The organism is Marinobacter sp. F4216 (assembly GCF_019931195.1).
GTDB classification, from domain to species: Bacteria; Pseudomonadota; Gammaproteobacteria; order Pseudomonadales; family Oleiphilaceae; genus Marinobacter; species Marinobacter suaedae.
In genome coordinates this window covers 47871-69900 of the sequence record NZ_JAIOUO010000008.1, presented here as the reverse complement: position 1 = coordinate 69900, position 22030 = coordinate 47871, and the positions used below count along the sequence as shown (strand labels likewise).

Annotated in this window: 17 protein-coding genes; 15 read left to right on the top strand and 2 right to left on the bottom strand. The window is 58.4% G+C overall.

Annotated elements, in window-relative coordinates:
• Positions 1–22: 22 nt before the first annotated feature.
• The 7 genes from pilQ to K8I84_RS15315 all read left to right on the top strand — a co-directional run bounded on the left by pilQ (position 23) and on the right by K8I84_RS15315 (position 12054).
• Positions 23–2092, top strand: a complete 2070-nt coding sequence (pilQ, locus tag K8I84_RS15345; protein ID WP_223795659.1) for a type IV pilus secretin PilQ — start codon at positions 23–25, stop codon at positions 2090–2092.
• A 138-nt stretch (positions 2093–2230) separates the two neighbouring features.
• The gene (gene aroK, locus K8I84_RS15340) at positions 2231–2797 is read left to right on the top strand and encodes a shikimate kinase AroK (RefSeq protein ID WP_223795658.1); all 567 of its coding nucleotides are present in this window, start codon (positions 2231–2233) and stop codon (positions 2795–2797) included.
• Positions 2790–3878 (top strand): 3-dehydroquinate synthase, encoded by a 1089-nt coding sequence (aroB, locus tag K8I84_RS15335; RefSeq protein WP_223795657.1) that lies wholly within the window; start codon positions 2790–2792, stop codon positions 3876–3878. Before aroK ends, aroB begins: the two co-directional genes overlap by 8 nt.
• 530 nt (positions 3879–4408) lie before the next feature.
• Positions 4409–8857 (top strand): glutamate synthase large subunit, encoded by a 4449-nt coding sequence (gene gltB / locus K8I84_RS15330; RefSeq protein WP_223795656.1) that lies wholly within the window; start codon positions 4409–4411, stop codon positions 8855–8857.
• A gap of 79 nt (positions 8858–8936) precedes the next feature.
• Positions 8937–10355, top strand: a complete 1419-nt coding sequence (locus K8I84_RS15325; RefSeq protein ID WP_223795655.1) for an FAD-dependent oxidoreductase — start codon at positions 8937–8939, stop codon at positions 10353–10355.
• 127 nt (positions 10356–10482) lie between these two features.
• A complete protein-coding gene (gene hemE / locus K8I84_RS15320) occupies positions 10483–11547 on the top strand; it encodes a uroporphyrinogen decarboxylase (protein WP_223795654.1) in 1065 nt (354 codons plus the stop codon).
• Between the two features lie 138 nt (positions 11548–11685).
• Complete coding sequence (locus K8I84_RS15315) at positions 11686–12054, top strand: PilZ domain-containing protein (protein WP_223795653.1); 369 nt, start codon at positions 11686–11688, stop codon at positions 12052–12054.
• A 54-nt stretch (positions 12055–12108) separates the two neighbouring features.
• Here K8I84_RS15315 and radA read toward each other — a convergent pair whose 3' ends face one another.
• Together radA and ettA are read right to left on the bottom strand one after the other, a co-directional pair.
• The gene (gene radA, locus K8I84_RS15310) at positions 12109–13485 is read right to left on the bottom strand and encodes a DNA repair protein RadA (RefSeq protein ID WP_223795652.1); all 1377 of its coding nucleotides are present in this window, start codon (positions 13483–13485) and stop codon (positions 12109–12111) included.
• Positions 13485–15146 (bottom strand): energy-dependent translational throttle protein EttA, encoded by a 1662-nt coding sequence (gene ettA, locus K8I84_RS15305; RefSeq protein WP_223795651.1) that lies wholly within the window; start codon positions 15144–15146, stop codon positions 13485–13487. Before ettA ends, radA begins: the two co-directional genes overlap by 1 nt.
• Positions 15147–15409: 263 nt before the next feature.
• Between ettA and glyA the strand changes: the two genes are divergently transcribed.
• From glyA to K8I84_RS15265, 8 genes are all read left to right on the top strand, one after another.
• Positions 15410–16663, top strand: a complete 1254-nt coding sequence (gene glyA, locus K8I84_RS15300) for a serine hydroxymethyltransferase (protein ID WP_223795650.1) — start codon at positions 15410–15412, stop codon at positions 16661–16663.
• Positions 16664–16736: 73 nt separating this feature from the next.
• A complete protein-coding gene (gene nrdR, locus K8I84_RS15295) occupies positions 16737–17255 on the top strand; it encodes a transcriptional regulator NrdR (protein ID WP_223795649.1) in 519 nt (172 codons plus the stop codon).
• On the top strand, positions 17252–18367 hold the full coding sequence (gene ribD / locus K8I84_RS15290; protein WP_223795648.1) for a bifunctional diaminohydroxyphosphoribosylaminopyrimidine deaminase/5-amino-6-(5-phosphoribosylamino)uracil reductase RibD: 1116 nt from the start codon (positions 17252–17254) through the stop codon (positions 18365–18367). The genes nrdR and ribD overlap by 4 nt, the downstream gene beginning before the upstream one ends.
• 61 nt (positions 18368–18428) lie before the next feature.
• Positions 18429–19544 carry a bifunctional 3,4-dihydroxy-2-butanone-4-phosphate synthase/GTP cyclohydrolase II gene (gene ribBA, locus K8I84_RS15285; protein ID WP_223795647.1) on the top strand — a complete coding sequence of 372 codons (1116 nt, stop codon included), beginning with the start codon at positions 18429–18431 and terminating at the stop codon, positions 19542–19544.
• Positions 19545–19589: 45 nt separating this feature from the next.
• Positions 19590–20066 carry a 6,7-dimethyl-8-ribityllumazine synthase gene (ribE, locus tag K8I84_RS15280; RefSeq protein ID WP_223795646.1) on the top strand — a complete coding sequence of 159 codons (477 nt, stop codon included), beginning with the start codon at positions 19590–19592 and terminating at the stop codon, positions 20064–20066.
• Positions 20066–20542 (top strand): transcription antitermination factor NusB, encoded by a 477-nt coding sequence (nusB, locus tag K8I84_RS15275; RefSeq protein WP_223795764.1) that lies wholly within the window; start codon positions 20066–20068, stop codon positions 20540–20542. The genes ribE and nusB overlap by 1 nt, the downstream gene beginning before the upstream one ends.
• Positions 20543–20545: 3 nt before the next feature.
• Positions 20546–21496: a thiamine-phosphate kinase gene (thiL, locus tag K8I84_RS15270; protein WP_223795645.1), complete on the top strand. Its 951-nt coding sequence runs from the start codon at positions 20546–20548 to the stop codon at positions 21494–21496.
• Positions 21493–22020 carry a phosphatidylglycerophosphatase A gene (locus tag K8I84_RS15265; protein WP_223795644.1) on the top strand — a complete coding sequence of 176 codons (528 nt, stop codon included), beginning with the start codon at positions 21493–21495 and terminating at the stop codon, positions 22018–22020. Before thiL ends, K8I84_RS15265 begins: the two co-directional genes overlap by 4 nt.
• Positions 22021–22030: the final 10 nt, after the last annotated feature.

The window sequence follows — 22030 nt, the reverse complement described above, 5'->3', positions numbered from 1 at the left end:
AAGTTTGGGGTCGAGGCTAGCGATGTTTAAGAAACTCAATGTATACGTCGGCGTGATCACTCTGGGGCTGTTGTCCAGCCTGGCTCACGCGGTCACGCTGGAAGACGTTTCATTCTCGTCGCTGCCGGGAGAGCGCCTCGAGGTTACGTTGGCCTTTGATGGTCAGCCCCCGACGCCAACCGGATACACCATCGAGCGTCCTGCACGGATCGCGGTGGACTTGCAGGACACGACAAGTGGCCTGGATACCCGCAGTATTCCGCTGGGTTCGGGAAACGCCCAGAGTATGACGGTGGTTGAAACCAAAGATCGTACCCGGCTGATTTTCAATCTGATTGAACTAGCCCCCTACGACACCGTAAGAAGCGGCAACTCGCTGGTTCTGACCATTGGTGGTGACTCGTCCACAGCGCAACCTGCTGTCGCCGCAACCTCGTCAGCAGCTGCCTCCAGCTCGCCTCGTCGCGCAGACACCCTGGCGGGCGTCGATTTCCGCAGAGGCAAGGACGGGGAAGGCCGGGTCATTGTTGACCTGGGTAGCGAGCGCACTTCCGTCGACCTTGCCGAGCAGGCTGGTAAGATCCGGCTGACCATGTCCGGCCTGTCCGTGCCGGAAAATCTGCGCCGCCGCCTGGATGTGACGGACTTTGCAACCCCTGTACACCGCGTCGATACCTTCATGGAAGGTGGTAATGCCGTGGTTGAGATTCGTCCGGAAGGAAGCTACGACTACATCGCTTATCAGTCTGGAAGCGAGTTCACGGTGAGTGTTGAACAGCTGAGTGAAGAAGAAGCCGAAGCCCGTCGTGAAGAGAAGTTCCCATACACTGGCGACAAACTGTCCCTGAACTTCCAGGACATTGAGGTCCGCTCTGTTCTCCAGTTGATTGCTGATTTCACCGGACTGAACCTGGTGGCCAGTGACACGGTTGGCGGAAGCATCACGCTCCGTCTTCAGAATGTTCCCTGGGATCAGGCTCTGGACCTGATTCTGAAAACCAAGGGTCTGGATAAGCGTCAGATCGGTAACGTCCTTCTTGTTGCTCCGGCTGACGAAATCGCTGCCCGCGAGAAGCTTGAACTTGAAACCAACAAACAGATCGCTGAACTGGCGCCGGTTCGCCTGGAGATCATTCAGGTTAACTATGCCAAGGCTGCGGATGTGGTTGCTTTGATTGAGGCTGATGCCGAGCTGATTTCGGAGCGTGGCTTTGTTTCTTCCGATAATCGCACCAACACGATCAGTGTGAGAGAAACAGCAGAAAATCTGGAAGAAATCCGCCGTCTCGTCTCAACTTGGGATGTGCCGGTTCGTCAAGTATCTATTGAAGCGCGAATAGTCCGCGCTCAGACCAATGTTGCCGAGGATCTGGGTGTTCGCTGGGGCGGCGCAGCATACGATGTTAGAGGAGACGGTAGCATCATTTCCGGAGGCGGATCGCTTGATGCCGTGCAGGATGGCAGGGATTCCGCAGCGCCTGGAGTCGGATTCGAAACGACTTTCCCGGGAGCTTTGGCGGTAGATCTGGGTGTATCGAAAGATGGTGCTTCCTCTTTTGCCATCGGCTGGGGCAGCGATGACTTCCTGGTGGATCTGGAACTGTCTGCACTGGAAAGTGACGGTCAGGCTGAGGTGGTTTCCCAGCCGCGAGTTGTGACTGCTGACCGTCAGACTGCGTCTATCAAGTCGGGTGAAGAGATTCCATACCAGGAAGCCTCGTCCAGCGGTGCAACGTCTGTATCCTTTAAGGAAGCGGTACTGTCTCTGGAGGTCACCCCGCAGATTACGCCGGACGACAAGATCATCATGGACCTGGTGGTCAATCAGGATTCCCGTGGTGAAGTGACGGCAGGTATCCCGTCGATCAATACCAATGAAGTGACCACTCAGGTACTGGTGGGTAATGGCGAGACGGTCGTGCTCGGCGGTATCTTCCAGTCCGAGGTTGCGACTCAGATCACTAAGACGCCGTTCCTGGGTGATATCCCTTATCTCGGACGCCTGTTCAAGCGTACCGAGCACATTGATGAGCGTAGTGAGTTGCTGATTTTCATCACTCCGAAAATCGTCAAGAGTGATCTGATTCAGTAAATGCTCCGAGCAAAAAAGCCGCCGCGTAAAACCGGCGGCTTTTTTGTGTGACAGAGGTGTTCTAACGAGAAGGGTTATTTAGGGAAATTGTTGCCCTGTGCTATTCTCAGCGACCTGAAAAACCATCGAGCGGAAGTCATGTCATTGCCCAAGCGCGTTGTCCTGGTTGGCCCCATGGGGGCAGGGAAAAGTACGATCGGTCGGCTCCTCGCCAAGGAACTGGGTTATCAGTTTATGGATTCGGACCGGATTATCGAGGAGCGTTGTGGGGCGAATATTCCCTGGATCTTTGATGTGGAAGGGGAGGACGGTTTCCGTCAGCGGGAAACCGCCATGCTCCGCGAGCTTGCGGAACAAGATCAGGCTGTCCTGGCCACCGGTGGGGGCGCGATTATGCGACCGGAAAACCGGGAGGTTCTCAAACAGGACGCGATCGTCATTTATCTGAGAACGTCTATCGAGCAGCAGGTCGAGCGAACACGTAAAGACCGGAATCGTCCTCTTCTGCAAAATGAGGATCCTGAGGCGGTTTTGCGGAAACTCTTTTCAATTAGGGACCCTCTGTATACCGGGTTGGCAGACATCGTCATGCAAACCGACCGGAAGAGCCCCCGTCTTGTGGTTCGGCAGCTTGTGAACAGATTGAACCCCAAGACTCCCAGGCACAAACGCAAGGTTTATAAGGAGGGACGCCACCATGTCTGAGATTCTCCATGAGCTGAACGTGGATCTGGGAGATCGGAGTTATCCGATCGTCATTGGTCAACAGTTGCTGGGAAACTACGATCTGACACCCTGGGTCGGCGGCAGCCAGGTGATGATCGTGACCAACGAAACCGTGGCTCCGCTGTATCTTGAGCGTGCGATCCGGAGCTTCCCCGGCCTTCAGGTAGACACTGTCGTCTTGCCTGATGGTGAGCAATACAAGGATTGGGGAACGCTAAACCGAATTTTCGATGCTTTGTTGGAAAAGCGTCATAGCCGAAAGACCACACTGGTAGCCCTCGGTGGGGGGGTTGTGGGAGACATGACCGGTTTCGCAGCAGCCTGCTACCAGCGTGGAGTGCCTTTTATTCAAATCCCGACCACCCTGCTATCACAGGTTGATTCATCGGTGGGAGGAAAGACGGGCATTAACCATCCCCTTGGCAAGAATATGATCGGGGCTTTTCACCAGCCCGACGTCGTGCTCATCGATACCGCCAGCCTGACGACTCTGCCGTCCAGGGAAGTTTCTGCGGGCCTGGCTGAGGTCATCAAGTATGGCCTGATCCGCGATCTGGATTTTCTCGCTTGGCTAGAAGCTGAAATGGAGCGCCTAGTGGCACTTGATTCTGAAGCGCTTGCTGAAGCCATTTATCGCTCATGCCGTTGCAAGGCCGAAGTGGTTGCTCTGGACGAAAGAGAAGGTGGGCTGCGCGCTATTTTGAATCTCGGCCACACCTTCGGTCACGCCATCGAAACCTTCGCTGGCTACGGTAACTGGCTGCATGGTGAGGCGGTTGGTACCGGCATGATCATGGCCGCTGATCTTTCTGCCCGGGAAGGTATGATCTCTGATGTCGATGAGCGTCGTGTCAGGGATATCGTTCGTCGTGCGGAATTGCCCGCTCGACCGCCGGAGGGGATGAGCCCTGATGACTTTATGGCCTTGATGGCGGTCGACAAAAAAAATATCGACGGCAAGCTTCGGCTGGTCTTGCTGGCTCATGTCGGTCAGGCGGTGGTGACCGCAGATTCCAAACCGGAAAACCTGACCGAAACCCTGGCGAAGTTTTGTCGCTAGGTTTTCGTCGGTAGAGGCATCGAACCGTGCGTAGTGTAAATCGCTGACAGGAAAGCCTTGTGATCGAGGATCGTCTCAATGCCTGAGATACCGACGGTGTTTTCCCCTGTTGCAGGAGCGATTTGGCTTGCGCGCCAATCCCCTGGAATCGGTACGCAGTGAATCGCCCCGCCTGCATTCGCAGGCATCGATCAAACGGCAGAGCAGATTGGTCCGGATTTGGCTGCCTCGGGCGTCCATCAGATTCGCTTGTTGCACACAAGAGACCAGCTAAACGATGCTCCCTGAGTCCGCTGTGCTGCAGCTCTTTGAACCTGCTTGGCAAAAACTTTCCGATTCCCGGGTCTAAACCCCGTTCGAGAGGCGCAAATGCGCCGAACTCCGCAGAATAAAGCATGCTGCCATTTGAGTACGTATTTCTACGCGTGTAAAATGGCCAGCCCCCTTATTTTCAGTGTCAGAGGGTGGTTAGTTGGCCCTTTAGCGGCTAACCCTCTGATTGAAAAGCATATCTACGCGAGAGTACGCTTATGATGACAGGTTTGTATCATCCCGAAGAATTCAGGGACAACTGTGGCTTCGGCTTGATCGCCCATATGAAAGGCGAGGCCAGTCACAAGTTACTGCAAACTGCCATCGAGTCGCTGACGTGCATGACCCATCGTGGCGGTATTGCTGCCGATGGTAAGACTGGCGATGGTTGTGGCCTGCTGATTCAGAGTCCGGACGCCTTCTTGCGGAAGGCTGCCAAGGCCGCCTTTGGCAAAGAGCCCGGCGATGTCTTTGCCGTAGGGCAGGTGTTTCTGAATCAGGACGAGAGCAAAGCAGAGGCTGGACGGGCTGCCGTTGAAAAACGCCTGGTCGAGCAGGGGCTGGAAATCATGGGCTGGCGAGAAGTGCCGGTCGATGTGAGCTGTCTGGGGCCAATGGCCCTGGATTGCCTGCCCCGAATCGAGCAGGTGTTCGTGGTCCCGGCGGGGAAAGCGGAAAAAGAGTTCGCCATCAGCCTGTTTGTTGGCCGTCGTCACGCTGAGCGCGACATGGCCGACGATTCAGAGTTCTACATCTGCAGTCTGTCCCATCGCACACTGGCCTATAAAGGCCTGATGATGCCGGCGGACCTCGCCAACTTCTACAAGGATCTCGGCGACCCGGACTTGCAGACGGCCATCTGTGTGTTCCACCAGCGCTTTTCCACCAACACCATGCCGCGCTGGCCACTGGCCCAGCCGTTTCGCTACCTGGCCCATAACGGTGAAATCAACACCATCGACGGCAACCGTAACTGGGCCATCGCCCGCGCGGCCAAGTTCAGCTCACCGGAGCTGCCAGACCTGCAGACCCTGCAGCCGCTGGTTAACCTGACCGGTTCTGATTCTTCCAGTATGGACAACATGCTGGAGATCCTTCTGGCCGGAGGTGTAGAACTGTTCCGCGCCGTTCGCATGATGATTCCGCCTGCCTGGCAGAACGTTGATAGCATGGACCCGGAGCTGCGCGCTTTCTACGAGTACAACTCCATGCACATGGAGCCCTGGGATGGCCCCGCCGGGTTGGTTATGTCCGATGGTCGCTATGCGTTGTGTATGCTCGACCGTAACGGCCTGCGCCCGGCTCGCTGGGTCATCACCAAGGATGATTTCATCACCCTGGCGTCTGAAATCGGGACCTACGATTACCAGCCGGACGATGTGGTTGCCAAAGGCAGGGTGGGCCCGGGTCAGATGCTCGTGGTGGATACCGAAACCGGCGAGGTGCTGCACACCGATGACATCGACCAGCGCCTGAAGACAGCCCAACCCTACCGGAGCTGGTTGCGCCAGAACGGTCTGCGTGTAGAAACCACGTTGAACCAGCAGACTCCGGAATTCAAACTGATGGATTCTGATGATCTTCTGGTTCACCAGAAAATGTTCAATGTGTCTTTTGAGGAGCGGGATCAGGTCCTGCGTCCGTTGGCCGAGAGTGGTCAGGAGGCGGTTGGCTCCATGGGGGACGATACGCCCATGGCTGTGCTCTCCAGCAAGGTGCGCCATGTCGGTGATTATTTCCGGCAGAAGTTTGCCCAGGTAACCAACCCGGCGATCGATCCGCTGCGGGAATCCATCGTCATGTCGCTGGAAACCTGCCTCGGCGCTGAACAGAATGTGTTTCAGGAAACCGCGGAGCACGCGAACCGGATCATCCTGTCGACACCGGTGCTGTCTCCGGCCAAGTTCCTGAAGGTCGTCAATAACGGCCGGCCTGGCTTCGAAGTGGCCAACATTCACCTGAGCTACCGTCCTGAACTGGGCCTTGAAGGCGCTATCCGGGGCATCTGCGAACAGGCCGAGCAGGCCGTTCGTGACGGCAAGGTGATTCTGGTCCTGACGGACCGAGAGCTCAAGGACGGCGAACTTCCGATCAACTCGCTGATGGCTACCGGTGCCGTGCATCACCATCTGGTTGAGCGTGGTCTGCGTTGTGATTCCAACCTGCTGGTCGAAACCGGCTGGGCCCGGGATCCCCATCAGTTCGCGGTTTTGTTTGGCTTCGGTGCGACCGCCGTGTACCCCTACCTGGCCTACCAGGTGCTGAACGATCTGATCCGTACCGGCGAAATGCTGATGGACCCGATCGAGGCCAAGAACAATTACCGTCGAGGCGTCAACAAGGGGCTGCTGAAAATCCTGTCCAAGATGGGTATCTCAACCATTACCTCCTATCGGGGTGCCCAGCTGTTCGAAGCCATTGGTCTGGCGGATGATGTGGTGGATCTGTGCTTCAAGGGCGTGCCCAGCCGAATCCAGGGCGCTGGCTTCTTCGATTTTCAGCAGGATCAGGAGCAGTTGGCGGCTCTGGCCCGGAGTTCCCGCAAACCGATCACTCCGGGAGGTTTGCTCAAGTACGTGCACGGGCAGGAATATCACGCCTTCAATCCTGATGTGGTTGCCAAACTGCAAGAGGCTGTGACTAATGGCAATTACGGTCACTACAAGGAATACGCGGCGCTGGTTAACGAGCGCCCGGTGGCTACGTTGCGGGACCTGTTGTCCCTGCGCAAGGACGTGACGCAAATTGACCTGTCGGATGTTGAGCCGGTGGAGAAGATCTTCCCGCGTTTCGACTCGGCCGCGATGTCCCTTGGTGCTCTGTCACCCGAAGCCCACGAAGCGCTGGCTGTGGCGATGAACACCCTTGGTGGACGCTCCAACTCCGGTGAGGGTGGTGAGGATCCGGCTCGCCATGGCACTGAGAAGCGTTCCAAGATCAAACAGGTGGCTTCGGGGCGTTTCGGTGTGACCGCCGAATACCTGCGCAGTGCCGATGTCATGCAGATCAAAGTGGCTCAGGGTGCCAAGCCGGGTGAGGGTGGCCAGTTGCCGGGTGGCAAGGTGAACGACCTGATCGCTCGCCTGCGATACTCGGTACCAGGCGTTACCCTGATTTCGCCGCCCCCGCACCACGACATTTATTCGATCGAGGATCTGGCCCAGCTGATTTTTGACCTCAAGCAGGTCAATCCGGATGCGCTGGTATCGGTGAAGCTGGTGTCTGAGCCGGGCGTTGGCACCATTGCCGCGGGCGTGGCCAAGGCTTACGCGGACCTGATCACCGTTTCCGGTTACGACGGTGGTACTGCCGCCAGCCCGCTGACATCGATCCGTTACGCCGGTTCTCCCTGGGAGCTGGGGCTGACCGAGACCCATCAGGCTCTCCGTGCCAACGACCTGCGGGGCAAGATTCGCCTGCAGACGGACGGTGGCATCAAGACCGGTCTGGATGTGGTGAAGGCGGCCATTCTGGGTGCGGAAAGCTTCGGCTTCGGCACCACACCGATGGTGGCACTGGGTTGTAAGTACCTGCGTATCTGTCACCTGAACAACTGTGCAACCGGTGTGGCAACCCAGAACGAGCATCTGCGGGAAGAGCATTTCAAGGGCACGGTTGAAATGGCCATGAACTTCTTCCGTTTCGTAGCGGAAGAAACCCGTGAATGGATGTCCAAGCTGGGTGTCCGGACTCTGGAAGAGCTGGTCGGTCGTGTCGACCTGCTGGAACGCCTGCCTGGCAATACCGAGCGCCAGAAGAAACTGGATCTGTCCCGGTTGCTGTCCAATGACCATATTCCGGCGGACAAACCGCACACCTGTCAGGTCGAGCACAACCATCCGTTCGACAGGGGCGCCCTGGCCGAGCAGATGATCAAGGACACGGCGACCGCTATTGAGAACGCTTCCGGCGGTGCCTGGTCCTACAAGGTGACCAACTGTGATCGCTCAATCGGTGCCCGTCTTTCCGGTGAGATCGCCGCGCGGCATGGTAATCAGGGCATGGCGGACGCTCCGATTACCCTGGACCTGACCGGTACGGCCGGCCAGAGTTTTGGTGTGTGGAACGTAGGCGGTCTGAATCTGATTCTTGAAGGTGACGCGAACGACTACGTGGGCAAGGGCATGACCGGCGGCAAGCTGGTGGTGAAGCCGCCCCGTGGCAGCGAGTTCAAGACTCAGGAAACGTCCATTGTCGGTAACACCTGCCTATACGGTGCAACCGGAGGCAAATTGTTCGCCGCTGGCACCGCGGGCGAGCGTTTCGCCGTGCGTAACTCCGGTGCCCATGCTGTCGTTGAGGGCGCGGGCGACCACTGTTGTGAATACATGACCGGCGGGCTTGTGACTGTGCTTGGCAATACCGGCCATAACTTCGGCGCCGGTATGACTGGCGGCTTTGCTTATGTGCTGGACCGCAACAACACGTTTGTTGACAAGTACAACCACGAACTCGTGGAGATCCAGAGGATTTCAAGTGAAGACATGGAGTCCTACCGCAACCACCTGCGTGGCGTCATCCGCGAGCACATCTCGGAGACGGGCAGTGAGTGGGCCGCGCACATCCTTGAAAATTTCGAAGATTACATCGGCCGTTTCTGGCTGGTTAAACCCAAGGCTGCCAACCTACGCAGCCTGCTGGCTAGCACCCGGGCAAGACCGGAATAAGGTCTCCCGTTAAGACAGGGTTTAAGGGCGGCCTAGGGATGGCCGCCCTGGTCGAAATTGAGCTGATGAGAGTAGCAAGATGAAAGAACGACTGAGTAACGACTTCCAGTTTGTTGAGGTTGGTCGGGTAGACCCGAAAAAAGTGCCTGCCAGAAAGCGCAAACAGGAGTTTGGTGAGATTTATCATCCTTTCACGGCTGGTGCCGCCTCTTCCCAGGCCCATCGCTGTCTGGAGTGTGGCAACCCGTACTGTGAATGGAAATGCCCGGTACACAACTATATCCCCAACTGGCTGAAGCTGGTGTCCGAGGGCAATGTGATGAAGGCGGTGGAGTTGTGCCATCAGACCAACTCATTGCCCGAAGTGTGCGGTCGTGTGTGTCCACAGGACCGTCTGTGTGAAGGTGCCTGTACGCTGAATGACGGCTATGGCGCGGTGACCATCGGGTCGGTGGAGAAGTACATCACCGACACCGCTTTCGCACTTGGCTGGAAGCCGGACATGTCTTCGGTTAAGTGGACTGACAAGAAGGTCGCCGTCATAGGCGCCGGTCCTGCTGGCCTTGGCTGCGCCGATATTCTGGTCCGCAACGGCGTTAAGCCGGTGGTGTTTGATCGGTATCCGGAAATCGGTGGCCTGCTGACTTTCGGTATCCCTGAGTTCAAGCTGGAAAAATCGGTGATGAGCCGTCGTCGTCAGGTATTCGAAGAAATGGGCGTGGAATTCCGCCTGTCCACCGAGGTGGGTAAGGATGTCATGCTTCAGGACATCATCGATGAGTACGATGCGGTCTTTATGGGCATGGGCACCTACACCTACATGAAAGGCGGCTTCCCCGGTGAGAACCTGCCTGGCGTTTACGATGCCCTGCCATTCCTGGTTTCCAACGTGAACCGCCGTCTCGGTTTTGAAGAGGACCCGGCTGACTTCATTGATATGAAGGGCAAGCGAGTGGTGGTTCTTGGTGGTGGTGATACCGCGATGGACTGCAACCGAACCTCTATCCGTCAGCAGGCTGAGAGTGTGACCTGTGCCTATCGTCGGGACGAAGAGAACATGCCGGGTTCCCGTCGCGAAGTAGCCAACGCGAAGGAAGAGGGTGTGAAATTCCTGTTCAACCGTCAGCCCATCGCCATTATTGGTGAGGATCAGGTGGAAGGTGTGAAGGTGGTATCCACGCGTCTGGGCGATCCGGACGAGAATGGTCGTCGTCGCCCTGAAGTTGTGCCGGGCAGTGAGGAGGTGATTCCTGCGGACGCGGTACTGGTCGCCTTCGGTTTCCGCCCCAGCCCGGCGGACTGGTTTGACGAGATGAACGTCCGTACCGACGATTCCGGACGTGTGGAGGCACCGGAGGAAGCTGCGTACGCTTTCCAAACGAGCAATCCGAAGATCTTTGCGGGTGGCGATATGGTTCGCGGTTCCGACCTGGTGGTCACGGCCATCTGGGAAGGGCGCCAGGCGGCCGAAGGCATTCTGGACTACCTCGAAGTCTGATTCCTGTCCGAACGCAGAAAAGGGCGGCTTACTCGTGGTAAGCCGCCCTTTTTTATTGCTGCAAACGGGGTATCATTGCTCCCCATTCGGATAGAACCACTCACCGACCAGGAATGCTGGAATGTCTATGACTGAGTTGAAGAACGATCGCTTTCTGCGCGCGCTGATGCGCCAGCCTGTGGACCGTACCCCTGTGTGGATGATGCGTCAGGCCGGACGATACCTGCCGGAATACCGGGCGACCCGGGCCAAGGCCGGCGACTTCCTCAGCCTGTGCAAGAATACGGAGCTGGCCTGTGAGGTCACGCTTCAGCCGCTGGAGCGCTACCCACTGGACGCAGCGATCCTGTTCTCGGACATTCTGACCATTCCCGATGCACTGGGTCTGGGCCTGTATTTCGAAACCGGCGAAGGCCCCAAGTTCAAGAGAACCATCCGCTCCGAAGCCGATGTAGACGCCTTACCGACGCTGAATGCGACAGTCGATCTTGATTACGTGATGAATGCGGTGTCGACCATTCGTGGCGCGCTCGGTGGGCGGGTTCCGTTGATCGGTTTCTCCGGCAGTCCCTGGACCCTGGCCACCTATATGATCGAGGGAGGTTCGTCCAAGGACTTCCGTGAGGCCAAGAAATTGATGTATGGCCAGCCCGAAGTCATGCACCGGTTGCTGGATCATCTGGCGGACTCGGTCATTGATTACCTGAACGGCCAGATCGATGCGGGTGCCCAGGCGGTGCAGATTTTTGATACCTGGGGTGGGGTACTGAGCAGCTGGGCCTATGAGGAGTTTTCGCTTCGTTACATGAAGAAGATTGTGGCCGGGCTTAAGCGTGAAAACGATGGCCGGAAAGTGCCGGTGATTCTGTTCACCAAGAACGGTGGTCAGTGGCTGGAGTCCATCGCGGATGTCGGTGCGGATGCGGTTGGACTGGACTGGACTACAGACATCGGCAATGCCCGTGCCCGTATCGGCGACCGGGTTGCCCTGCAGGGCAACATGGATCCGGCCATGCTGTACGCGCCGCCGGCCCGAATCCGACAGGAGGTTGCCGACATTCTGCGCCGCTTCGGGTCCGGAACGGGACATATCTTCAACCTCGGTCACGGCATTACGCCGGACGTGGACCCGGAACACGCCGGTGCCTTTATCGAGGCGGTGGTTGAGCTGAGCCCCCAATATCACCAGTAATCTGGTGGTTCCTGCAGGGGTGTGGTCAGGCTGCACCCCATTCCTCGATTTGTGAAACAGGCACCAGAATGGTCGCTGGCAGGATAGTGATGGCGGGTTTATAGTCGGGTAAAACCACGCAGGTAACAGGAGCGCCCCTTGTCAGCCTTAGCCGCGGAAAAACGCCGTTTCCATCGAATCGAATTCGACGCTCCCTGTGAGTTGCACTGGCAGGATGAGGTGTGGGAAACGACGGTTCTGGATATCTCTCTCAAGGGTGTCCTGGTTCGGCGGCCGGAGGCGTGGGACGTGCCGCTGAAAGACCCCTGTGAAGTGATAATCCATCTGAATGATCGAGAGATCGGTATCGTGATGGCGGTGGCCCTGCGACATGTGGAAACCCACAGGCTGGGTTTCAAGTGTCAGTACATTGATCTGGAGAGTGCGAGCCACCTGAAGCGGTTGGTGGAATTAAACCTCGGGGATCAGGCGTTGCTGGAGCGGGAATTCGCTCACCTGCTCGAATAGGGGGCGTTTTTCATTTCCATGCTCTAACGAAAAAAGGCCCATCAGGGCCTTTTTTCAGAACTCTTCAAGTGCCGCCAGCGCGTCACTCAGTCGGGTAACCGCGGTTACCTTCATGCCCTCTATGGGCTTTCTCGGAGCGTTGGCTTTTGGCACCAGGGCGCGGGTGAATCCGTGCTTGGCCGCTTCGTAGATGCGTTCCTGGCCGCTGGGTACCGGTCGGATTTCGCCAGACAGGCCCACCTCACCGAAAATCACCACATCCTGTGGCAGCGCGCGATCCCGGAAGGACGACACGATCGATGCCAGCAGCGCCAGATCGGCACTGGTTTCGGCCACCTTGACGCCGCCCACCACGTTGACGAACACGTCCTGATCGGACACGTGCATGCCGCCGTGCCGATGCAGAACGGCCAGCAACATGGCCAAACGGTTCTGATCCAGGCCCACGGCCACGCGGCGGGGGTAACCCCCTTGCGCCATGTCCACGAGCGCCTGGATTTCTACCAGCATGGGCCGGGTGCCTTCCCACACCACCATCACCACACTGCCCGGTGCGGCTTCTTCACCCCGGTTGAGAAAAATAGCGCTGGGGTTTTTCACTTCTTTCAGACCCTGCTCCAGCATGGCGAACACGCCAAGCTCGTTAACTGCGCCAAAGCGGTTTTTGATGCCCCGCAGGGTTCGATAACGACTGTCACTGGAACCTTCCAGCAGGATGGAGCAGTCGATCATGTGTTCCAGTACTTTCGGGCCGGCAAGGCTGCCGTCCTTGGTAACATGGCCCACGAGGAACAGAATGGTGCCGCTTTGCTTGGCGAAGCGGGTCAGAAAGGCGGCGCTCTCCCGCACCTGAGATACCGAGCCCGGGGCTGACTCGATGTCGGACATATGCATGACCTGAATACTGTCGACCACCAGAATACGGGGGTTCTCCGTCTCGGCAATCTGAATTACCCGCTCCACGCTGGTTTCGGACAGCATCTTGAGATCTTTGGTGGGTAGTCCCAGGCGCTTGGCGCGCATGGCGACTTGCTGCAGGGATTCCTCCCCGGTGACATACAGAGCCGGCACGCTTTCCGCCAGATGGCAGACTGCCTGAAGCAGTAGAGTGCTTTTACCCGCGCCGGGATGCCCGCCCATCAGCACAGCTGAGCCTTCGACGAGGCCGCCGCCCAGTACCCGATCGAACTCCTGCATACCGGTGCTGATGCGTGGCTGCTCCGCCAGGCTCACGTCATCCAATCTCTGGATTTCGGTCAGACTGCCGGCAAACCCTTCAAAGCGGGCGCCGCGAGCGCCCTTGGGCTGACTCCCAACGCCACGAACTTCACTGATGGTGTTCCATTCGTGGCAGGCACTGCACTGGCCCTGCCACTTGGAGTAGTCTGCACCGCATTCGGTGCAGACGTATGACGTTTTGGTCTTTGCCATCAGGCCAGCTTCTTGTACTTCATGCGCTGGGGCACCATGGCGGAGTCACCCTTGCGCTTCTTGTGGTCTTCGTCGTATTCGTTGAAGTTACCTTCGAAGTACACCACTTCGCCATCGTCCTCGAACGCCAGGATGTGGGTGGCGACGCGGTCCAGGAACCAGCGGTCGTGGGAGATCACCAGGGCGGCTCCCGGGAAGTTGAGCAGGGCTTCTTCCAGCGCTCGCAGGGTTTCCACGTCCAGGTCGTTGGTCGGTTCGTCCAGCAGCAGAACGTTGCCGCCTTCTTTCAGCAGCTTGGCCAGGTGCAGGCGGTTGCGCTCCCCACCGGACAGATCACCAACCCGCTTTTGCTGGTCGGAGCCCTTGAAGTTGAAGCGGCCAACATAGGCGCGGGACGGAGTCTCGTAGTTGCCCACCTTGATGATGTCCTGGCCGTCACTGAGTTCTTCCCAGACGGTCTTGTCGCCTTCGAGGTCGCGCATCTGGTCCACGTAGGCCAGTTTGACCGTCTCGCCGACAGTGATGGAGCCACTGTCGGGCTGGTCCTTGCCGGAGATCATGCGGAACAGGGTGGACTTGCCGGCCCCGTTGCCGCCGATGATGCCGACTATGGCTCCGGGCGGTACGTTGAACGAGACGTTTTCGTACAGCAGACGGTCGTCGAAGGACTTGCTGATGCCGTCCACCTCGATGACCTTGTCGCCCAGGCGGGGGCCAGGCGGAATGTACAGCTCGTTGGTTTCGTTACGCTTCTGGAATTCCTGGGATGACATTTCCTCGAAGCGGGCCAGGCGGGCCTTGCTTTTGGACTGACGGCCCTTGGCGTTGGAGCGCACCCACTCAAGCTCGTGCTTGATGGCTTTCTGGTGGGCGGCTTCCTGCTTGGCTTCCATCTCCAGACGCTTCTCTTTGTTCTCCAGCCACTGGCTGTAGTTGCCCTCGAACGGGATGCCGTGGCCCCGGTCGAGTTCCAGAATCCAGCCGGCGACGTTGTCCAGGAAGTAACGGTCGTGGGTAATGGCTACGACAGTGCCTTCGTAGTCGTGCAGGAAACGCTCCAGCCAGGCGACGGATTCGGCGTCCAGGTGGTTGGTGGGCTCGTCCAGCAGCAGCATGTCCGGGCCCGACAGCAACAGGCGGCACAGGGCAACCCGGCGACGCTCACCACCGGACAGGTTTTTTACCATCTGGTCCCAGGCTGGCAGGCGCAGTGCGTCGGCGGCGACTTCCATCTTGCGCTCGATGTCGTGGCCGTCGGTGGCCTGGATATAGGCCTCCAGTTCGCCCTGCTTCTTGGCCAGAGCGTCAAAGTCGGCATCCGGTTCGGCATAGGCGGCGTAAACCTTGTCCAGTTCGGCCAGCGCCTCGTGGACGCCGGAAACCGCCTCGTCGACAATTTCCTTCACGGTTTTGTTGTCGTCCAGTTCCGGCTCCTGGGGCAGGTAACCAACGTTGATGCCCGGCTGGGGACGGGCTTCACCGATGTAATCCTGATCAACACCCGCCATGATGCGCAGCAGGGTGGACTTACCGGCGCCATTCAGACCCAAAACACCGATTTTGGCGCCGGGGAAGAAGCTCAGGGAGATGTCTTTGAGGATTTCGCGCTTGGGTGGTACCACCTTGCCGACGCGATTCATACTGAATACGTATTGGGCCATAACGAGCTGTGTCCTCTGTTGAATTCGGAGGTGATCAAAATATGACTTGGGGATTAGGCACGTAAGGTAGCGAAACCGCATCGCTATAGCAATTGAGGGAAAGTCGAAGCACCGTGGTGTGAGGGTTTGTCCTGAGCCGGTAATAGCGGTACAAAAGATGATTTTTTACCGGTATCTAAGCTAGAATAGCGGCCCAATTTTTCAGGGTGTACGGATGGGCACAGCGCCCCCGTACCAGCCACACATACAGGGGCAGCGCATCCATGTTTAATCGTGATATGAAAATCGCCGGCTTTGACGATGAACTCTGGAACGCCATGCAGGCGGAAGAGAAGCGTCAGGAAGCTCATATCGAGCTGATTGCATCCGAGAACTACACCAGTCCGCGGGTGATGGAAGCTCAGGGCAGCAAGCTGACCAACAAGTACGCCGAAGGCTACCCCGGCAAGCGCTACTACGGTGGCTGCGAATACGTCGATGTGGCTGAGCAGCTGGCCATCGACCGTGCCAAGGAACTGTTCGGTGCGGCCTACGCCAACGTGCAGCCGCACTCCGGCTCGCAGGCTAACTCGGCCGTGTTCATGGCTCTGCTGAAGCCAGGTGACACGGTTCTGGGCATGAGCCTGGCTCACGGTGGCCACCTGACCCACGGTGCCAGCGTGAACTTCTCAGGCAAGATCTACCAGGCCGTCCAGTACGGTCTGAACCCGGAAACCGGCCTGATCGACTACGACGAAGTGGAAGCACTGGCGGTTGAACACAAGCCGAAGATGATCATTGCCGGCTTCTCCGCTTACTCACAGGAGCTGGATTTTGCCCGTTTCCGTGAGATTGCAGACAAAGTAGGCGCCTACCTGTTTGTTGATATGGCGCACGTGGCTGGTCTGGTTGCCGCTGGTGTTTACCCGGACCCGGTGCCTCACGCCCACGTGGTTGCGACCACCACACACAAGACCCTGCGTGGTCCTCGCGGTGGCCTGATCCTGGCCTGCGACGACGCTGACCTGCAGAAGAAGCTGAACTCCGCCGTTTTCCCGGGTGGCCAGGGTGGCCCTCTGATGCACGTGATCGCCGCCAAGGCTGTGTGCTTCAAGGAAGCCATGAGCGATGAGTTCAAGGCTTACCAGCAGCAGGTTGTGAAGAATGCCGGCGCGATGGCTGAAGTGTTCGTTAATCGCGGTTACGACGTGGTTTCCGGTGGCACCAGGAATCACCTGTTCCTGCTGAGCCTGATCAAGCAGGACATCACTGGTAAAGATGCCGATGCGGCTCTGGGCCGTGCTCACATCACCGTGAACAAGAACGCCGTGCCGAACGATCCGCGTTCCCCGTTCGTGACCTCGGGCCTGCGCATCGGTACCCCGGCGATCACCACCCGCGGTTTCGGTGAAGCCGAGTGCCGCGAGCTGGCCGGCTGGATCTGTGACATCCTCGATAACATGGATGACGAGTCCATCATCGAGCGGGTACGTGGCCAGGTTGAGGCCGTGTGTGCCCGATTCCCGGTCTACGGCTAAACTTTCCGTCAAGACCTGCCGGGCCGTGTGTCTCAGGCGCACGGCCCGGCCTCCGTTCTGGAGCCTCTGAGTTATGCATTGTCCCTTCTGTGGTGAAGCAGATACGAAAGTCATCGACTCGCGCCTTGTGGCCGAGGGCGATCAGGTTCGCCGCCGCAGGGAATGTCTGTCCTGTCATGAGCGTTTCACGACCTTTGAAAGCGCCGAACTGGTGATGCCCCGGGTGGTTAAGCAGGATGGCGTCCGGCAGCCCTTCGATGAAGAGAAGCTTCGCTCCGGTTTGATGAAGGCGCTTGAGAAGCGTCCCGTGAGCATCGAGCAGATTGATGCGGCGTTGAACCGGATCAAGTACCGCCTGCGGGCGACCGGGGAACGGGAAGTCAAATCCATGCAAGTGGGTGAAGAGGTCATGACCGAGCTGCGCCAGCTGGACCAGGTGGCGTACGTTCGCTTTGCTTCGGTGTATCGAAGTTTCCAGGACATCAATGAATTCAAGGAAGAGATTGAACGCCTGGCCGAGGCCAATGGTGAGCATCCGGTGGATGTGGCCAAGGCACTTGCGGATAACCATCCTGCGAAAGGGAAAGCATGACGGACGTCCGTGACAGGGCCATGATGGCGCGGGCGATTCAGCTTGCCTGGCGTGGTCGCTACTCGACGCATCCCAACCCGAGGGTGGGGTGTGTTATCGCCCGGGGCAATGTCATCCTGGGTGAAGGCTGGCACGAGCGTGCCGGTGAAGCCCACGCTGAAATCCGCGCGCTGAGCCAGGCCGGTCCGTCCGCCCGGGGCGCAACGGCCTACGTCACGCTGGAGCCATGCAGCCATTTTGGCCGGACTCCGCCCTGCGCCCGCGCATTGATTGATGCCGGTGTGGCACGAGTGGTTGCCGCCACCAAGGACCCCAATCCGGCAGTCTCGGGCCGCGGGCTGGAGTTGCTGATTGAAGCCGGTATTCAGGTGGAAGTCGGGGTGCTGGCGGATGAGGCAGCGCGACTGAATCCGGGGTTTATGAAACGAATGAATACCGGGCGGCCGTATGTTCGCCTGAAGATGGCGGCCAGCCTGGATGGACGCACGGCGATGGCATCTGGTGAAAGTCAGTGGATTACAGGACCGGAAGCCCGCAAGGATGTTCAGCGTCTGCGGGCAATCAGCGACGCTATTCTGACAGGCGTGGGCACCGTGCTGGCGGACGATCCCTCGCTGACCGTAAGACGGACCGAGTTGGGGGATATCGGCGACGCAACCGAGCCTTCCCGCCAGCCGCTTCGGGTGATTGCTGACCGGGATGCCCGCACGCCACCAACGGCGAAGATTCTGCACGGAGGCAACGTGCAGCTGTTTTGCGCATCATCCACGTTGCCCACGGCGCCGGCGCAAGATCTGGCAGCACTGGGTGTGAGTATCAACGGGGTGGCCTGGAAGGACAACGGCATTGACCTGTCGGAGTTACTGGACGCTCTGGGTGACCTGGGTATTAACGAATTGCTGGTGGAAGCCGGTCCGACGCTGGCGGGTACGTTTATTCAGGAGCAGCTGGTTGATGAGCTCTGGCTCTATCAGGCCCCGGTATTTCTTGGCAGTACTGGCCGGCCAACGGCCCACCTGCCGCTGGAAAGTATGGCCGACAAGGTTTCCTGGATCGTCCGGGATCGTCGCCAGGTCGGCGACGATCAGCGCCTGATTCTGGTGCGTAGCTAATTCTTAAATTCACGGTGAACGGCAGTTCAACTGTCTATCAACCGCAAGGGTACAAGACCGTATGGCACTGAATACCATTGAAGAGATCATTGAAGACATCCGTCAGGGCAAGATGGTCATCCTGATGGATGACGAGGATCGTGAGAACGAAGGCGATCTGGTCATGGCGGCGGAACACTGTACCCCGGAAGCCATCAATTTCATGGCCCGCTTCGGTCGTGGCCTGATCTGCATGCCGATGACCCGTGACCGCTGTGCGCAGCTGGGCTTGCCGCTGATGGTTCAGCAGAACGCATCCGGTTTTGGCACCAAGTTCACCCTGTCCATTGAGGCAAAAGAAGGGGTGACTACCGGTATCTCTGCCGCCGACCGCGCACGCACCGTTCAGGCTGCCGTGGCTCGCGATGCCAAGGCCTCCGATCTGGTTCAGCCCGGTCACATTTTCCCGCTGATGTCCGATCCGGGCGGCGTCTTGAGCCGAGCGGGGCATACCGAGGCCTCCTGCGACCTGGCGGCGCTCGCAGGATCTGAGCCGGCAGGTGTGATTTGTGAAATTATGAACGACGACGGCTCCATGGCACGTCGTGAAGACCTCGAGCGATTTGCCGAAGAGCACGATCTCAAGATTGGCACCATCGCCGATCTGATTCACTACCGCACCATGAATGAACGCACCATCGAGTGTGTGGAAGAGAACGAGCTGGACACCGAATACGGTGTGTTCAAGCTGCACACCTATCGGGACAGCATTCAGGGCTCGACCCACCTGGCTATGGTGATGGGTGATATTCGTGAAGATGAGCCTGTCCACGTTCGCGTGCACATCACCGATACCCTTCGGGACTTACTCGGTGCCCGTCGCAAAGACTCCCGTAGCTGGCCCCTGCACCGTGCGCTGGAGAAGGTGGCGGCCGAAGGCCAGGGGGTTGTGGTTCTGCTCAACAGTGGTGAGGACAGCTACAATCTGGAAGACCGCATTCACGATTTCTTCGGCGAGGAGCGGGGTTCCGCTGGCAAAGGCAGCTCGGGTGTCTATTTCACTGTCGGGACCGGCTCACAGATCCTGCGCGATGTGGGTGTTCGCAAGATGCGACTGCTGAGTCCGCCCATCAAGTTTTCAGCCATTTCCGGATTCGATCTGGAAGTGGTGGAGTACGTTCCCTACACCCCTGACTAAGTAACCCGGTCAGGGCGTGTGCCCTGGCCTGACAAGGAGCCATGCATGGCAGATATTAAAGTAATCGAAGGTGACTTCACTCAGTGCAGTGGTCGCTATGCGCTTGTGGTTGGCCGGTTTAACGGTTTCGTGGTTGAGAGTCTGGTGGAAGGCGCGATTGATACGCTGCGTCGCCATGGTATTTCCGAGGACGACATTGCCATCATTCGCGTGCCAGGTGCCTACGAAATGCCGTTGGCGGTCAAGCGCGTTGCCGAGACTCAGGATTACGATGCAATCATCGCCCTGGGTGCCGTGATCCGCGGTGGAACTCCGCACTTTGATTATGTCGCCGGCGAAGCCTCCAGTGGCCTGGGTGCCGTGAGCCTGGAGACCGACGTGCCTGTTACCTTCGGTGTCCTGACCGTTGATTCCATTGAACAGGCCATTGAGCGTTCCGGCACCAAGGCGGGTAACAAGGGCGCGGAAGCCGCCATTACCGCGCTGGAAATGGTCAGCCTGTTCAAGAAACTGGGTGAGTGATGAACACAACCGACGATAACACCTCCGGACCAGCGCCGGGCAGCAAGCCAAAGGCTGGTGACCGCCGCCGCGCTCGTGCGCTGGCGATGCAGGGGCTGTATCAGCGTCACTTCAGCAAGAGCTCGATTTCCGATATTGAAGCGGAGTTCATGGTCGACAATGATATGACCAAGGTCGATCTGCTGTATTTCCGTGACCTCCTGAAAGGTGTTCATCGGGAGCAAGGGGATCTGGATACCCTGATTGAGCCCTTCCTTGATCGGCCGCTGGCGGAAGTGGACCCGATTGAACTGGCCATTGTGCGTCTTGGCGCCTATGAGCTCAAGCACCGGCTTGATGTGCCCTACAAGGTCGTCATCAATGAAGGCATTGAAATGGCCAAGCGCTTCGGTGGTACCGAGGGGCACAAGTTCGTCAATAGCGTGCTGGACAAGCTCAGCCGCCGACTGCGAACTGCAGAGACTCGCGCGCGCTAGACGATGGGTGAGTTCGAGCTGATCCGCCGCTTTTTTCAGCCGCTGGCGGGACGGTCCGCCTCATCCAGCCTGATTCTCGGCCCCGGTGACGACTGTGCCATACAGCGTGTGCCGGACGGTCGGGATCTGGTATTTTCCGTCGACACTCTGGTCGAGGATGTCCACTTCCCAAAAGCCTACCCCTCCGACAAACTCGCCTGGCGCGCCCTCGCTGCTGCTGCCAGTGATCTTGCCGCCATGGGGGCTGAACCTGTCTGCTTTACGCTCGCCCTGACTTTGCCTTGCGCCGATGAATCCTGGCTGTCTGCCTTCTCTCGTGGTCTCTCTCAGGCTGCAGAAGAATTTGGACTGGCGCTCGCGGGGGGCGATACCACGCGGGGTCCTCTGGTGGTGACGCTGCAAGTTCATGGCGTGGTTCCGAAAGGGCAGGGGCTTCACCGCAACGGCGCAAAAAACGGCGATCTGGTGTGTGTTTCCGGTTGCCTTGGTGATGCAGGGGCAGCTCTTGAATATCTGGCGGAGCCGGACCCGACGCAAGACATGCAGGCGGTGCTCCAGCGCTACCACCAGCCTCTACCTCGTCTGGCGCTTGGCCAGCAACTGTCTGGCGTGGCATCGGCTGCCATTGATATATCCGATGGCTTGGCGGCAGATCTGGAGCACATCCTGGAAGCCTCCGGGGTGGGAGCCAGTATTCGCGCCGAGGCCATTCCACTCTCACCGGCACTGGTGCGGCTAACGGGCGATCAGGCGGTGGATTACGCGTTGCGATCGGGCGACGATTACGAACTGTGCGTTACCCTTCCGCCGGCAGGTTGGCAGGCCTTGCCATCGGATATTCGTCAGCAGCTTTCGGTGATTGGCTCGATTGAGCCCGAGCCGGGGTTGAGGATTCAGGGTTGGCAGGGAACTGCCGACCAACACGGGTTTGATCATTTCAGGAGTATGTCATGAGCCGGGAGGATTCCGTTCAGGAACCGGACGTACCGCAGGCCCTGCTACCCCCGGGGTTTCTCAAGCACCCGGTACACCTGTTGGCCTTCGGTTTTGGCAGTGGTGCTGCCTCCCGGGCCCCGGGAACCTGGGGCAGTCTTGCGGCTATTCCCCTGTGGTATACCTTCTCGTGGCTGCCGCCGGTGGCCTATTGGGTGGTGGTGGTGATCGCCTTGCTGGTGGGGATCTGGCTGTGTGGGAAAACTGCCGACGACCTGAAGGTCCATGACCACGGAGGCATCGTGTGGGACGAATTCGTGGGTATGTGGATCGCCCTGGGATTGTTTCCGTCCAATGCGATTGGTGTGTTGACGGCGTTTGCGCTTTTCCGGCTGTTCGATATCGCCAAGCCCTGGCCGATCGGCTGGTTGGATGAACGCCTGCCCGGTGGCTTTGGCATCATGATGGACGATGTGGTCGCGGGTATCATGGCGCTGGTGAGTCTTTACGCCATAGACCGTTGGGTTGTGGCTATTCTGATGTAGGCCGCGGCCG